General features: G+C 42.7%; 14 protein-coding genes. All 14 read right to left on the minus strand.

From position 1 onward, the window contains the following. Window positions 1–40 precede the first annotated feature (40 nt). A complete protein-coding gene (gene alaS / locus K1I97_RS02870) occupies window positions 41–2,659 on the minus strand; it encodes an alanine--tRNA ligase (protein WP_223331506.1) in 2,619 nt (872 codons plus the stop codon). Window positions 2,660–2,680: 21 nt separating this feature from the next. Next, on the minus strand, window positions 2,681–3,166 hold the full coding sequence (locus tag K1I97_RS02875; protein ID WP_223331507.1) for an LURP-one-related/scramblase family protein: 486 nt from the start codon (window positions 3,164–3,166) through the stop codon (window positions 2,681–2,683). A 293-nt stretch (window positions 3,167–3,459) separates the two neighbouring features. Continuing rightward, complete coding sequence (locus tag K1I97_RS02880) at window positions 3,460–4,800, minus strand: LPXTG cell wall anchor domain-containing protein (RefSeq protein WP_223331508.1); 1,341 nt, start codon at window positions 4,798–4,800, stop codon at window positions 3,460–3,462. A gap of 512 nt (window positions 4,801–5,312) precedes the next feature. Continuing rightward, complete coding sequence (tehB, locus tag K1I97_RS02885; RefSeq protein ID WP_223331509.1) at window positions 5,313–6,173, minus strand: SAM-dependent methyltransferase TehB; 861 nt, start codon at window positions 6,171–6,173, stop codon at window positions 5,313–5,315. 14 nt (window positions 6,174–6,187) lie between these two features. Beyond that, on the minus strand, window positions 6,188–6,655 hold the full coding sequence (smpB, locus tag K1I97_RS02890; protein ID WP_001051743.1) for an SsrA-binding protein SmpB: 468 nt from the start codon (window positions 6,653–6,655) through the stop codon (window positions 6,188–6,190). Beyond that, complete coding sequence (gene rnr / locus K1I97_RS02895) at window positions 6,618–8,972, minus strand: ribonuclease R (protein ID WP_223331510.1); 2,355 nt, start codon at window positions 8,970–8,972, stop codon at window positions 6,618–6,620. The genes smpB and rnr overlap by 38 nt, the downstream gene beginning before the upstream one ends. Window positions 8,973–9,064: 92 nt before the next feature. Then, window positions 9,065–9,298 (minus strand): preprotein translocase subunit SecG, encoded by a 234-nt coding sequence (gene secG, locus K1I97_RS02900; protein WP_000282517.1) that lies wholly within the window; start codon window positions 9,296–9,298, stop codon window positions 9,065–9,067. Between the two features lie 39 nt (window positions 9,299–9,337). After that, on the minus strand, window positions 9,338–9,487 hold the full coding sequence (gene rpmG / locus K1I97_RS02905; protein ID WP_001809104.1) for a 50S ribosomal protein L33: 150 nt from the start codon (window positions 9,485–9,487) through the stop codon (window positions 9,338–9,340). Continuing rightward, complete coding sequence (locus tag K1I97_RS02910; RefSeq protein WP_223331511.1) at window positions 9,478–10,686, minus strand: multidrug efflux MFS transporter; 1,209 nt, start codon at window positions 10,684–10,686, stop codon at window positions 9,478–9,480. The genes rpmG and K1I97_RS02910 overlap by 10 nt, the downstream gene beginning before the upstream one ends. After that, a complete protein-coding gene (gene coaE, locus K1I97_RS02915; RefSeq protein WP_223331512.1) occupies window positions 10,673–11,278 on the minus strand; it encodes a dephospho-CoA kinase in 606 nt (201 codons plus the stop codon). Before coaE ends, K1I97_RS02910 begins: the two co-directional genes overlap by 14 nt. Further along, window positions 11,278–12,102: a DNA-formamidopyrimidine glycosylase gene (mutM, locus tag K1I97_RS02920; RefSeq protein ID WP_223331513.1), complete on the minus strand. Its 825-nt coding sequence runs from the start codon at window positions 12,100–12,102 to the stop codon at window positions 11,278–11,280. Before mutM ends, coaE begins: the two co-directional genes overlap by 1 nt. 48 nt (window positions 12,103–12,150) lie before the next feature. Continuing rightward, complete coding sequence (gene era / locus K1I97_RS02925) at window positions 12,151–13,050, minus strand: GTPase Era (protein WP_000143274.1); 900 nt, start codon at window positions 13,048–13,050, stop codon at window positions 12,151–12,153. Window positions 13,051–13,066: 16 nt separating this feature from the next. Further along, window positions 13,067–13,462, minus strand: a complete 396-nt coding sequence (locus K1I97_RS02930) for a diacylglycerol kinase family protein (protein ID WP_125827724.1) — start codon at window positions 13,460–13,462, stop codon at window positions 13,067–13,069. Continuing rightward, complete coding sequence (ybeY, locus tag K1I97_RS02935) at window positions 13,443–13,940, minus strand: rRNA maturation RNase YbeY (protein ID WP_084972242.1); 498 nt, start codon at window positions 13,938–13,940, stop codon at window positions 13,443–13,445. The genes K1I97_RS02930 and ybeY overlap by 20 nt, the downstream gene beginning before the upstream one ends. Window positions 13,941–13,996: the final 56 nt, after the last annotated feature.

A 13,996-nucleotide genomic window follows, 5' to 3' on the forward strand; every position in this document is an offset into this window, starting at 1 on the left:
GCACAAAAAGACCTACCCAAATGGATAGATCTTCATTGTCTTATAATTTACCTGCTACTGCCTCCAAGAGTTCTTGGATTTTCGCTTGGTTGCTTCCTCCTGCCATGGCCATGTCTGGTTTACCACCACCACGTCCATCGACTATTGGAGCCAATTCTTTGACAAGGTTTCCTGCATGCACATCTTTTGTCTTGCTAGCTACAAGAACGTTCACCTTGTCACCGATAGCTGCAACTAGGACAAGCACATCAGAGTAGTCTTTTTGTTTCCAGTTATCCGCAAAGGTACGAAGGGCACCTGCATCTGATACAGAAACTTGGCTTGCAATGTAACGGTGTCCGTTGACTTCCTTCACATCCTTGAAGACATCGCCAGCAGCTGCGGCTGCAGCTTTTTCTTTCAACTCAGCATTTTCTTTTTGAAGTTGACGGAGTTGCTCTTGAAGCCCTTCAACCTTATGAGGTACTTCCTTGAGTTGAGGTGCTTTCAAGGTTGCTGCGACGGCTTTAAGAGCGTCTTCTTGTTCACGGTAGGCTTCAAAGGCTTCCTTACCAGTCACTGCCAAGATACGACGAGTTCCTGATCCGATTCCCTCTTCTTTGACAATCTTGAAGAGACCAATCTCAGAAGTATTGCCAACGTGGGTACCACCACAAAGCTCAACAGAGTAATCGCCGATAGTCACAACACGAACTTCCTTACCGTATTTTTCACCAAAGAGAGCCATAGCGCCCATTTCTTTAGCAGTGTCAATATCTGTCTCAACAGTTTCTACTGCGATTGCTTCCCAGATTTTCTCATTGACTTGTTGTTCAATAGCGCGCAACTCTTCAGGAGTTACTGCTTGGAAGTGTGTGAAGTCAAAGCGGAGGAATTCTACTTCATTAAGAGATCCAGCTTGGGTTGCGTGGCTGCCAAGGATATTATGAAGAGCCGCGTGGAGCAAGTGAGTTGCTGTGTGATTTTTCATGACACGATGACGACGATTGGTATCGATAGCCAAAGTGTATTCTTGGTTCAAAGCAAGCGGAGCATGAACTTCCACTGTGTGCAATGGTTGTCCGTTTGGTGCTTTTTGAACATCTGTTACAGTAGCCACAAGGTTCCCTGCAGCATCCAAGATTTGACCGTGGTCAGCTACTTGTCCACCCATTTCAGCGTAGAATGGAGTCTCTGCAAAGATAAGAGAGGCATTTCCTTCAGAGACAGCTTCTACTTCAGCGTTTTCAGCTACGATAGCCACCAACTTAGACGGCAATTGACTGGCATTGTAGTTAAAGACACTTTCAACTGTGATGTTTTGGAGGGTTTCATTTTGCATTCCCATTGAGCCGCCTTTGACAGCTGACGCACGCGCACGTTCTTGCTGCTCTTTCATGGCTGCTTCAAAACCTTCACGGTCGACAGTCATACCAGCTTCTTCAGCGATTTCTTCAGTCAACTCCACTGGGAATCCGTAAGTGTCGTAGAGTTTGAAGACATCTTGCCCCGCGATAATGCTTTGACCTTTCGCTTTCAAATCAGCTACAATGGTTTCTGCAAAGTGTTGACCTGAATGAAGGGTACGGGCAAATGACTCTTCTTCGCTCTTGACGATTTTCTCGATAAAGTCACGTTTTTCAAGCACTTCTGGGTAGTAGCTTTCCATGATTTTTCCAACAGTTGGAACGAGTTTGTAAAGGAAAGGCTCGTTGATGCCCAATTTTTGACCGTGCATAGAAGCGCGACGGAGGAGACGACGAAGGACATAGCCACGACCTTCATTTCCTGGAAGGGCACCATCACCGATGGCAAATGAAAGAGAACGGATATGGTCTGCGATGACCTTAAAGCTCATGTTGTCGCCATCTTGGTCATAAACCTTACCAGATAACTTCTCAACTTCACGAATGATCGGCATGAAGAGGTCAGTTTCAAAGTTTGTCTTAGCCCCTTGGATAACTGCCACCAAACGCTCCAAACCAGCGCCCGTATCAATGTTTTTGTGTGGTAATTCCTTGTACTCACTACGAGGTACAGCTGGATCAGCGTTAAATTGTGACAAAACGATGTTCCAGATTTCGATGTAACGGTCGTTTTCGATATCTTCTGCAAGGAGACGAATGCCAATATTTTCTGGGTCAAAGGCTTCTCCACGGTCAAAGAAAATCTCTGTATCTGGTCCAGAAGGTCCCGCACCGATTTCCCAGAAATTATCCTCGATTGGAATCAAGTGGCTTGGGTCCACTCCCACTTCAATCCAGCGGTTGTAAGAATCTTTATCATCTGGATAGTAGGTCATGTACAGTTTTTCAGCTGGAAAATCAAACCATTCTGGGCTTGTCAAAAGCTCATAAGCCCAAGTGATAGCTTCATCACGGAAGTAATCCCCGATAGAGAAGTTCCCCAACATTTCAAACATGGTATGGTGACGCGCAGTCTTCCCTACGTTTTCAATATCGTTAGTACGGATGGCTTTTTGCGCGTTGGTAATACGTGGATTTTCAGGGATAATGGTCCCGTCAAAATATTTCTTAAGGGTTGCTACACCAGAGTTAATCCACAAAAGAGTTGGGTCATTTACTGGAACCAAGCTGACTGATGGTTCTACAGAGTGGCCTTTGCTTGCCCAGAAATCTAGCCACATTTGGCGAACTTGAGCACTAGATAGTTGTTTCATAATATCTCCTTATTTACTTGTTTAATTTGATTGGCTTTCCAACATTTCCACATAGTCAATTGCGACACAGAGGGAAATGACTAGATCTGCATAAGAGTCTTCATAGACGGTTACGGTGTAAGTTGAGGTCAAATGGAAAATCTCTTTCCGAATCTCGGCGACAAGCTGATCACGATCATCCAGCAATTTGAAATTCAAATCCCAGATATTGCCCTCGATACGAAGCCCTAAATCATCAAACTCATACTTATCTCGAAAGAAGGTCAACTTCTTACGAATGACAAAATTGGAACCGTTTCGTAACTGGATATTAAAGCGAGGAAGCAAGGTGAAAAATTCTTTACTAATTTCACTGACTTGCTCACCATAGGCGTCATAGATGGTAAAGGTCTTAGGAATTTGGAAGAAAGATCCCTCCACCTGATAGTTTACCACTCCTCTGTCATCCCTGATATCGAAGCGTTCACCTCCAAGACGAAACTTTTGTTTCACGAGAAATGTCTTCATAAACACCTCCAAAAATCAAAAGACAAGCTCACATCACGAAGGGCGAAAAACCGCGGTACCACCTTCATTCAATGAACTTGTCATTCTCTTATTCTTATGCAATTGTATGATTGAGTAGCATGACTTCCTACCTTAGATGGCTCGCAGCACCGCCATTTCTCTGGACTAAGATGACAGAAAATCAATTCTCAACTTTCTTATTATACTGTTTATTTAGATTTTAGTCAACTTTTTCTATAAAAATTTAAAAGGAATCCACAGCCACAACAAATTCGTTAAAATTTTACTATATATTAATCCTCTTGTCTACGTTTTTGAGATAGACCTAGCAAACCTGCTACTGCCATCACTACACCTGCACTTGCCAAAGCAACCGAATCTTTTTCTCCTGTATTCGGAAGTGTTTTGGCTGGTGCTGAATAAGCTAACTCTTGAGTCTGAGGAGCTGCTGGTTCGTCTCCCTTCACATCTTTCACATCACTAGTAAGATCAGACACAGCATGCTTAACCGAAACTTCTTGAATGCTTGCCTCTAAGTTGATCTTAGGAACTTTTGCTAACATTCTCGGTAAGTATGGTTCAAACAAGGCAACATTAGGTCTTTTTACTGTTACTTTGAGAAAATTTGGATCAGTTGGCATATTGTAGCGATCATTGATGAGCTTTTTATTATAAATTTTATCCAGCTTAATCTTGATGTCTAACACATCGCCAACAACTGCACCATAATGATTATCTACTGTACCATCCACTGTAATATCCAAACCTTTTGCACGGTAGTCAGCTATGACCTGTTCAAAGGCTTGCTTGGCTTCACGTTGTGCCTTCAACGCTTTAGGGGTATATTCAATAAATGAATCTATCTCATTATGATAGTACTCTCTATATTCTCCTCTTTCTGTCCATGAAGCTGGTTTAGGTTCAAGTGTAACGCCAGCCTCTAGTAAATCAGATTTAGACTTCTCCGCAATTTTTTTGGCTGCTGTAACTATTTGAATATCACTTTGAAGATCTGCTAATTGTTTCTCAGTAGCTTTTTTAGCTTCTTCTACTGTCTTATAAACCACCTCATCCTCACGATTGATAATCATTCTAAGTGCCTCAGCTTCTTTTACTTTATCAGCTATAGATTTTTCAAGTTGGTCACGTTTTGCAATCAAGTCTTTAGCCATTTTAACTTGTTTATCCATCGCTTCAGTTGCTTCCTGAATCGTATCGTACTCTGCTTTTTCTTCCTTATATCTTAGATTATTCTCATTAAGAAGTGATTTTAAATCTTGATAGGACTTAGAAAGATCCGCCTCTGTCTTAGAAGCTTCTTCTTTAGGTGCCGCTTCTTTAGATTTTGATTCCTCTGTTTTAGGACTCTCTGCCTCTACCTTAGGGGCTGGAGTTTCAGCTTTTGGAGCTTCTTCTACATCTGTTTTTGGACTTTCTACATCAACTTTCGGCACTTCTGCCTTAGGAGCAGTCGATTCAGTAGTTGCTGTTGCTGGAGCAGGAGTTGAAACCTCATCCGCACTAGCTGTTACCGCATTCACTGCACCAAAAAGAAGGGCTGCACTTACAAATAAGACTCCCGTAGCACCTTTTTTCATTTTACGAATAGAGCCATGTCCTTTATATTTAATCATTTTACATAAACCTCACTTTTACTTTTCATTTTTTAACGATGAGCAATCTAGCCAAGGTGGGCTAAAAAAACATTACACGGTAGAACATCTGATACTAAATAAAGCTAAGTCTTTCCTCCCCTTTTCCTACATCTCCTCGCGTTGATCACAACTTTTGTATTCTCAAATTCTTTGAGTTACTAGTTAATCTGCTCACATTTCCCTTATACAGATTTTCAAGGCCACCATTTTTGGCATTTATGAGAGCAAGAGGAGACTACATTTAATTACTAGTTTACTCCAAAATTCGGTAATTGTCAAGTTGGACTAGCCTTTAAAGCTTGATAGAATGGGATTCAGGCGTATTTCCGATTAATATTCACTCATCTGACACTCATAAATCTATATTATTCGCTTTTTTTATTCATTTTATCTAGATTAGGAAGAAGTAAATTTTGCCCCAATCAACCAACGCAAACAAAAACGAATAGAAACCTTGCAAAGTGGTTTCTATTCGTTTGTAGATGTTTATTTTACTTGACTTTTTTAGCTAACATGGTCGCAAAGCGTAGTTGAATGCGATTGCCATTTTCATCACGACGGTGCAGATGTCCTGGATTTTCATTATATTTGACCAATTCCCAATCCTTGTAGTAGTTCGCCAACTCCCCTTCTTTAAAGGTGAATGGGAAATTCACTGAGCAAGGATAATCCTCTGTATCCATGGCACAGACGATAAGATTGTAGCCACCGACCGTGGTGTGCTCCTGCATATTTTGGATAATAGCTGGAATGCGGTCCGCTTGTAGGAACATCAGAACAACTGTCGATACGATGAAATCATAGTCTTGGCTAATGCTGGCTGAATTGATATCATAAAGTCCGACAGGCATGTCTAGATCCTCTTGCTCTACGATGCTTTGCAAGATTTCAAGGGACAATTCATTTTGGTCCACAGCTATCACATCAAAACCATTCTGTGCAAGAAAGAGAGAGTTACGCCCCTGACCACAACCCAAATCCAAGGCTTTCCCCGGTTTCACCGTCTGCATAGCCTCTAGGACCTCTGAGTGGACTGGATTGGTATTGTATTTCTTAGGGAAATAATCCTCAGGTTTACAATAAAATTCCAAGTACCATTCTACATCATCAGTGGCAGCTTCCACTCGGTGCCAGGCTTGTGGTTGCGCCATGGGATTGTCAGCCCCTGCCTCAAAGAGGTTTTCAGCTAGAACCTCACCATCTTCAGTCAACTCAATAAACTTGAGAGTCCCCTTCAAGACAGTAATTTTTCCCCAAGTGCCGACCTTAGTATTGTGCTTTTGCTGGACAGCTTCTGGCATGGTCTGTTTGTTCCACAAGGGCATCCGTTTATAGGCAATTAATTTTTCCATTTTACTTCCTCTTCTTAACGCTGGTTGACAGCTTTCATCACACGCGCGATGTCGCGGTTTTGTTCACGTCGCTTGATGGATTCGCGTTTGTCATAGTCATGTTTCCCTTTGGCAAGTCCTAAAAGAAGCTTGGCATAACCATCTTTGAGATAGACTTTAAGGGGAACAAGGGTCATCCCTGTTCCTTTGGTTTCCTGTTCCAATTTTTGAATTTGCTTCTTATGGAGCAGGAGTTTACGACGTCGTTCTGGTTCCTGATTCCAGATATTCCCCTCTTCGTAAGGGGCGATATGAACATTGCTCAGCCAGACTTCCCCATTTTTTACTTGGGCAAAGCCGTCCTTGAGATTGATTCGAGCAGCTCGAACGCTCTTGATTTCAGTTCCAGTCAGGACCATTCCTGCCTCTAGCGTATCTACGATTGTATAGTCGTGGTGCGCTTTTTTATTTTGTGCGACGACCTTTCCCTCGCCCTTTGCCATGCTTGGCTCCTTTCTTAGCTACTTCTTTGTAAAAAGGTTTCTTTCCCTTTTTCTTCTTATCTTTTTGTGAATGTTTATGCTTATCATTTGAGCGTCCTGATTTTCTCTTGTCTTCCTTCTTGTCTGAACGACGACTTGAGCCACGACTTCTGTCTTTGCGCCCAGCTTGTTTCAAGCCTTTTTCGATGACATCAAACTCACTTGGGATATAAGAGAAGTCAATTTCGCCCGTCATCTTATCCGCTCTTTCTACCCGAATGCGAATCTGCTGTCCCACACGGAAAGTTATGCCTGATTTCTCCCCACGCAGGGTCAAGTCACGCTCATTGAAATGATAAAATTCAGGCAAATTAGTGATATGAATCAAGCCTTCAACTGTATTTGGCAATTCGACAAAGAGACCAAACTTGACAATACTGGATACAACTGCATCATACTCTTCGCCCACGTATTCTTCCATATACTCAGCCTTTTTCATGGCTTCGACTTCACGCTCGGCCTCGATGGCACGACGTTCACGGTTGGAAGACTGGGTTGCAATCTCTGGAATCACTTGTTCAAAATGCTCTGCTATTTCCTTAGAACGCCCATAATCCCGAATCATACGGTGAACAAGGAGGTCTGGATAACGGCGAATCGGGCTGGTAAAGTGAGTGTAATAGTCAGCTGCTAGTCCATAGTGACCGTGATTGTGCTCTGAATAGCGAGCCTGCTGCATGGATCGAAGAAGCATCATGGATAATACATCCGCATAGGGTTCTCCCTCAACAGCACGCATGATGTCTTGAAGCGCCTCCTGGCTAATCTCACTGGCAGTCCCATAAATCCGTAAACCAAAACTTGAAGCGTAATCAATAAACTTCTGAACTTTTTCAGCCTTAGGCTCCTCGTGAATCCGATAGATAAAAGGTAGATCCAGTTTGCTATAGTGCTCAGCAACCGTTTCGTTGGCTATCAACATGAAGGACTCAATCATCCGCTCAGCAACACCACGCTGACGAAGAACGATATCCACAGGCTTACCTTTTTTATCCACTAAGATCTTAGCTTCACTGGTATCAAAATTGAGAGCTCCACGTTTCTCACGCATGCCTTCTAGCCTTTCATGAAGCTTAGCCATGAGCTCGATACTAGGAACAATTTTCTTAAACTCTTGTCTCTTTTCCTCATCGCCAGCTAGGATGTCATTGACAGCGCTATAGGTCATTCGGAAACTAGTCTTGATAACTGTTTGGGTAATGGTGTAATTAACCACACGACCATGTTTATCAATTTCCATAATAGCAGACTGGGTCAAGCGATCTACTTGAGGATTGAGGGAGCAGATTCCATTTGACAGACGCTCTGGAAGCATTGGAACTACACGGTCTGTCACATAAACAGAAGTCGCACGATTGAGAGCTTCCTTATCAAGGGCAGAACCCTCGGTCACATAGTAGGAAACATCCGCGATGTGAACTCCGAGTTCGATATTGCCATTTTTCAAGGCTTTGATATGAACCGCATCGTCCAAGTCCTTGGCATCCGCACCATCAATGGTAAAGGTGATTTCATCTCTCAGGTCCAGACGACCTTCCATATCCTTTTGAGACGGAGCATCTGGCACACTTTCTGCCTCCTTGAGAACAGCTTCTGGAAATTCTGAGACAATATCCATGGATTCCAAGACTTCAAGAACGTCAATCCCAGCATCAGTCGAGTGTCCCACCACGTCCAGCACACTAGCGACAAAGAAATCATGTTTCTTACTTGGGTATTTGTCGATAAAGACCTTGAGAACTTCAGTACCTTCCAACTTGATAGCCGGTTTCTTCACATAGATCGGTTGGCTGATTTTTTGATTTTTTGAACGAATGTAGCCAGCATACTTGGGCTTTTCCTGATCTAGAACGATTTGGCCGACAACTGTCGTCAGGCTATGCTCTAGGATATCAATAATTTTGGCTTCTGCTGCTGTTCCCTTGTTACGGTCAGCGACTTTCTTAATCACGACCTCAACGGTATCGCCATCAATGGCATAGTTGACATCGTTTTTTCCTACAAAAAGATCGTCCTCTTCCCCTTCTAGACTGACAAAGCCAAAGCCGTTTTTATGGGCATGAAAAATCCCTTTGAGGGTAATTTCATGTTTCTTCTTTTGGTCCAGACATAAACTACCATCATCTTCAAAACGAATCTGGTGCTTTCTTTCCATCAGAGACAGGGTTTTAATCAACTCACGGAAATCCTTGGACCCATCCTTTCCGAGAGCCTGAGCTAGGTCATTTACCGTCACTCGCCCCTTCTCTTGCAAATATTCTTTAATTTTATCTTTCATGTTTTCTTTCTAGATTTTTATAATTTTTTTGACTGATAACTTTATAAGTGTCATAAAATAAAAATAGGCTAAGACCTAGTCTCGCCCATTTCTTATCTACTTGATAATACTGTCAATGCTAAGGCAATGGCTAGCCAGAAAAAGACTAAAATACCTGTCAAACGTTGCATCACAGCTTCAAAACCACGCGCCTTACTACGTTCAAACAAATCACCTGAGCTGGCATCAAATACATTGCTGGATTGGTTCTTAGTTGGTTGCATGAAAATCGCAATCACAATCACAACAGATAATACTAATAAAATGGTTAATAATAGGTTGTACATATCAAACTCCTTAAAATCCCTATTATTTTACCATAAATTCTACTTAGATTCAAGATGTAGGGTTACTTTTCTTTCTTTGGGACAATACTTTAAAACCTCAATCTTGTCTGGATGGGTTTTGGAGTTTTTACTGGTTAGGTAATTAATACTGCCACAAGAGGAGCATTTGAGATTAATTTTTACTCGCACGAGATTTCCTTTACTTTTAATAATGATCTAAATTGAACTAAGTTGTATAAACAACTAAGAGCTACACAGGCTGCTGTCGCATAAAAAACAGAGTGGTAGCCGAATTGCCCTGCTACTGCTGAACCAGTCATGGGACCAACAACACCCCCAAGGTAGAAAAAGACTTGGTTAAAGGCAAAAATTCTTGAAATACCTGATTTTGGAGTCATTTTACTGAGAAGAGCATTGACCCCCGGTATCAGAGCACCCGTTCCCAAACCAAAGAGAAAACGATACAAGCCAAGTTGAATGGGGCTGGTTGCATGGGCACAAAGAAGGTAAATGATGACTGAATAAATCTGCGCTGCAACTAAAAGTCTATGATTTCCCACCTTATCTCCTAGTTTTCCCATCACTCCAGCACTCATCATACTGGAAAATCCCATGCTGGATACGATCAATCCTGATACAAAGAGGAGATTTTCAGTCTGCCCTAAGTCCCGAACATAGAGAGCGAGAATGGGACCAATTGATTGAGCTGAAAATTGAATGACAAAGCTCGTCAAAAATAGATTCACTAAAAGCCTAGGATACTTGAAAGAAGAAAATACTTCTTTCGTTGGGATAGCCTTCTCCTTAGCCACTGGCTGAAAATCTTCCTTGATAAAGAAAATGGTTAGGATTGCAGCTAAAAATAGGAAAGCACCCACCAATAAAAAGACATTGCGGATACCAAAAATTTCAGCAATCAAGCCACCTACAAAGGGGCCCGTCAATGTTCCTGCAACAACACCTGTAGATAGAGTCCCCAGAGCCGCTCCCGACTTATCTTTAGGTACCTGACTAGCAATCAAAGCTGTTGCATTGGGGACAAATCCAGTAAATACACCATTGAGCAAGCGCAAAAAGAGTAACCAATAGATATTCGGTACAAAGGCCAAACCTCCCATGGTGATAGTCATGGCAAGGCCTGCTCGAATCATCATGGGTTTTCGACCATACTTGTCAGCAAGGATACCCCAGATAGGAGAAACTAGAGCTGCTGAAACAGCCGAAACTGAGATGGCTAATCCAGCATAAAAAGCAACTTGGTCTCCTTCGATTCCCAACTGCTCCACAAAGATAGGCATGAAAGGAACGACCAAGGAAATACTGGCCCCCGTTAGAAAACTACCGAACCAGGCGACACGAAGATTCTCTTTCCAACTAATCTCTTGCACAGCTATCGCCTCCTTCAAGTAACTTCACTACTTGACTCACAAGCTGATCACGACTGCCATTGTTATCTAGGACATGAGTCGCCAAGCCCTTTTTTTCTTCTAAAGACCACTGGATTGCCAGACGCGACTCGGCGACTTCCTTAGAAAGCTGATTCCGTTTCATGAAACGTTCCACCTGAACATCTCGATCCACATAGACCAACCACGTTTCATCAAACCAGTTGGCATAGTCTTGCTCAAAAAGTAGGGGAATATCCATGAAAAAAATCGCTTCTGTCTGAGCTAACTGATCTCGCAATGCTGCCAGTTCCTCACGAATAATCTCTCCTTGTGTTTGCTTAGACCATTCCCGCTCTTCAGTTTTTGAAAAGATGAGACTAGCTAGGAGAGGGCGATTGAGTTCTCCATTTTCTAAGAGAATTTCCTGTCCAAAGTGCTGAACTAAGACCTGATACAGACGGCCTCCAGGTTTCTGTAGCTGGTGAACAACTGCGTCGGCATCCACCACTTGAAAGCCTTGCTGTCTCAGAAAATTTGTCACAGTTGACTTACCAGAGGCGATGCCCCCTGTGATTCCGATGATTTTTCCCATCAGTCCCTCCTTTGACACTGAGGACAAAAATGAGTTCCACGTCCACCGAGCTGGAATTTCTCAATCACTGTCCCACAGCGCGAACATGCTTGTCCAGTCTTATCATAGACCTGATGGAAGTCCTGCATGGTTCCGTCTTCGCCAAAGGCATTGGTATAGGTTCGAATGGTTGATCCGCCTTTTTCAACAGCCTGTCCCAAAACAGCAATGGTCTGGTCATGAATGGCTGTCGCTTCTGCTACTGTCAAAGTTTGGGAAGCTCTAGCTGGATGGACCTGAGCCCGCCAGAGGACCTCATCCACATAGATATTTCCCAGGCCAGCTACCAAGGTCTGATCTAAAAGATGGGATTTGATAGGCTTTTTAGATTTGGCTAGGGCAGCTTGAAAGGACTGCAAATCAAAGTCTTGCTCTCTTGGTTCAGGCCCTAATTTTTTAGAAACAAAGTAGGCTTCCAATAGGTCGGGTGCCAGCAGTTCCATAGTGCCAAACTTACGTACATCCTCATAAACAAGTGTACCACCATCTTCAAACTGAATGAAAACATGGGCATGCTTGCGTTCAGGTACCTGGTCTGGATAGTAAAAATACTTGCCTTCCATTCGCAAATGAGAAATCAAGACCTTGTCAGTCAGGTAAAAAAGTAGATATTTTCCACGACGCCCCATGGACTCAACAATCTGACCAGGCACTCCCTTTTGAAACTCGTCCAAATCTGTCTTGATCATCTTAGAATAAGCAATCTCTATATTAGAAATCTTCTTTCCTAAAATCAATTTTTCTAAGCCACGACGAACCGTTTCAACCTCAGGTAATTCAGGCATAAGTCCTCCTTCTGTAAAAACAAGAAGCAGGCATGAGCCCACCTCTACTTAGTATTCTTTTTCATTATAGCCAAAGTCAGCCAAATCTAGCTTTTTATCACGCCAGTTTTTCTTGACCTTGACCCAAGTTTCTAAGAAGACCTTGTCCCCTAGCATGAGTTCGATATCACGACGAGCCATAGTCCCAATTTTCTTGAGCATAGCGCCACCTTTACCGATGATGATACCCTTTTGGCTATCGCGCTCGACCATGATGGTAGCTCGGATATGAACCTTGTCTGTCTCTTCGTCACGTTTCATAGAGTCAACCACTACTGCGACTGAGTGAGGAATCTCTTCACGAGTTAGGTGCAAAACTTTCTCACGAATCATCTCTGAGACCAAGAAACGCTCTGGGTGGTCTGTGATTTGATCAGCTGGGAAATACTGGAAACCTTCCTCCAGATTTTCACTAAGAATGTCGATTAGACGAGAAACATTATTTCCCTGAAGGGCTGAGATAGGCACAATCTCCTTAAAGTCCATCTGGTTACGGAAGTCATCTATCTGAGCCAGAAGTTGGTCTGGGTGGACCTTGTCAATCTTATTGACCACCAAAATCACTGGAACCTTGGCTGCTTTCAGACGCTCGATAATCATGTCGTCGCCTTTACCACGTGGCTCATCAGCTGGCACCATGAATAGAACAGTATCCACTTCACGAAGGGTACTATAGGCAGATTCCACCATGAAATCCCCAAGAGCTGTTTTAGGCTTGTGAATTCCTGGTGTGTCGATAAAGACGATTTGTTCCTTATCCGTGGTGTAAATCCCCATGATTTTATTGCGCGTTGTTTGCGCCTTGTCACTCATGATAGCAATCTTTTGCCCCATAACGTGATTTAAAAAGGTTGACTTCCCAACATTGGGACGTCCTAAAATGGCTACAAAGCCTGATTTAAATGTCATAATTTCCTCTTATTGTTTAAAATAGTAAATCCCAAATGCGTGGGAGAAATATAAGCGCACCTGTCAAAGCGGCAAGAAGGGAAACCACAAGTACGGCACCAGCTGCCATATCCTTGGCTTTCTTCGCTAACATAGAAAAGTGATAGTGACTGGCTAGATCCACCACATTTTCGATAGCAGAATTAATAATCTCAAACGCTACTACCAAGAAAATGCTCATTAGGAGAAAGAGCCATTCGATTCGTGACACCTGAAAAACAAAACCTGCAAGGATAACCACTAGAGCTGTCACTGCATGTTTTCGCATATTGCGTTCTTCCTTGATGGCAGTCAGAATTCCTGTAAGGGCAAATTCTAAACTGGATACAAGGTCACGATTTTTCCATTTTCGTTTATTGTCTTGTGAGTCCATAGGCTGTCAAAATTTCTTCTTGTAAACCGAACATCTCCGCTTCTTCTTCCGAAGTGTAGTGATCATAGCCGTTGATATGTAAAAAGCCGTGTACTGCCAAGAAGCCCATCTCGCGCTCAAAGCTGTGACCGTATTCCTCGGCCTGCTCATGCGCTTTATCGATAGAGATGAAAAGTTCCCCAATATAGGCATCAAATTCAGACATCATTTCTGCCAATTCTGGATTGTCTGTCAAATCCTCCTCGTCAACAGTAATGTTCAATTCTGACTTATACTCAAGGCTAATGACATCTGTCGGACGATCCGTATCACGGTACTCGAGGTTGAGTTCGTGGCTACGTTCATTGGTCACAAAAGTAACTGCCATCTCCTTGTCTTCTTTTCCTATTTTTTGGGCTGCAAATTCCAAAATATCTTGGGTTTGTTGCAAGATTTCTTGTGAAACTTGACCAGTTTCATCTACCATTTCAATATACATGTGCTTCTCGATTCTCTTTACTTGGCTTTATTATACCATATTTCTATGATTTTATT

It is taken from the genome of Streptococcus oralis (genome assembly GCF_019929345.1).
Taxonomy (GTDB): Bacteria; Bacillota; Bacilli; order Lactobacillales; family Streptococcaceae; genus Streptococcus.

Excerpts from the sequence above, each read along its gene's own strand:
- alaS (WP_223331506.1), bottom strand. The coding sequence starts at position 2,659 with ATGAAACAACTATCTAGTGCTCAAGTTCGCCAAATGTGGCTAGATTTC.
- K1I97_RS02875 (WP_223331507.1), bottom strand. The coding sequence starts at position 3,166 with ATGAAGACATTTCTCGTGAAACAAAAGTTTCGTCTTGGAGGTGAACGC.
- K1I97_RS02880 (WP_223331508.1), bottom strand. The coding sequence starts at position 4,800 with ATGATTAAATATAAAGGACATGGCTCTATTCGTAAAATGAAAAAAGGT.
- tehB (WP_223331509.1), bottom strand. The coding sequence starts at position 6,173 with ATGGAAAAATTAATTGCCTATAAACGGATGCCCTTGTGGAACAAACAG.
- smpB (WP_001051743.1), bottom strand. The coding sequence starts at position 6,655 with ATGGCAAAGGGCGAGGGAAAGGTCGTCGCACAAAATAAAAAAGCGCAC.
- rnr (WP_223331510.1), bottom strand. The coding sequence starts at position 8,972 with ATGAAAGATAAAATTAAAGAATATTTGCAAGAGAAGGGGCGAGTGACG.
- secG (WP_000282517.1), bottom strand. The coding sequence starts at position 9,298 with ATGTACAACCTATTATTAACCATTTTATTAGTATTATCTGTTGTGATT.
- coaE (WP_223331512.1), bottom strand. The coding sequence starts at position 11,278 with ATGGGAAAAATCATCGGAATCACAGGGGGCATCGCCTCTGGTAAGTCA.
- mutM (WP_223331513.1), bottom strand. The coding sequence starts at position 12,102 with ATGCCTGAATTACCTGAGGTTGAAACGGTTCGTCGTGGCTTAGAAAAA.
- era (WP_000143274.1), bottom strand. The coding sequence starts at position 13,050 with ATGACATTTAAATCAGGCTTTGTAGCCATTTTAGGACGTCCCAATGTT.
- K1I97_RS02930 (WP_125827724.1), bottom strand. The coding sequence starts at position 13,462 with ATGGACTCACAAGACAATAAACGAAAATGGAAAAATCGTGACCTTGTA.
- ybeY (WP_084972242.1), bottom strand. The coding sequence starts at position 13,940 with ATGTATATTGAAATGGTAGATGAAACTGGTCAAGTTTCACAAGAAATC.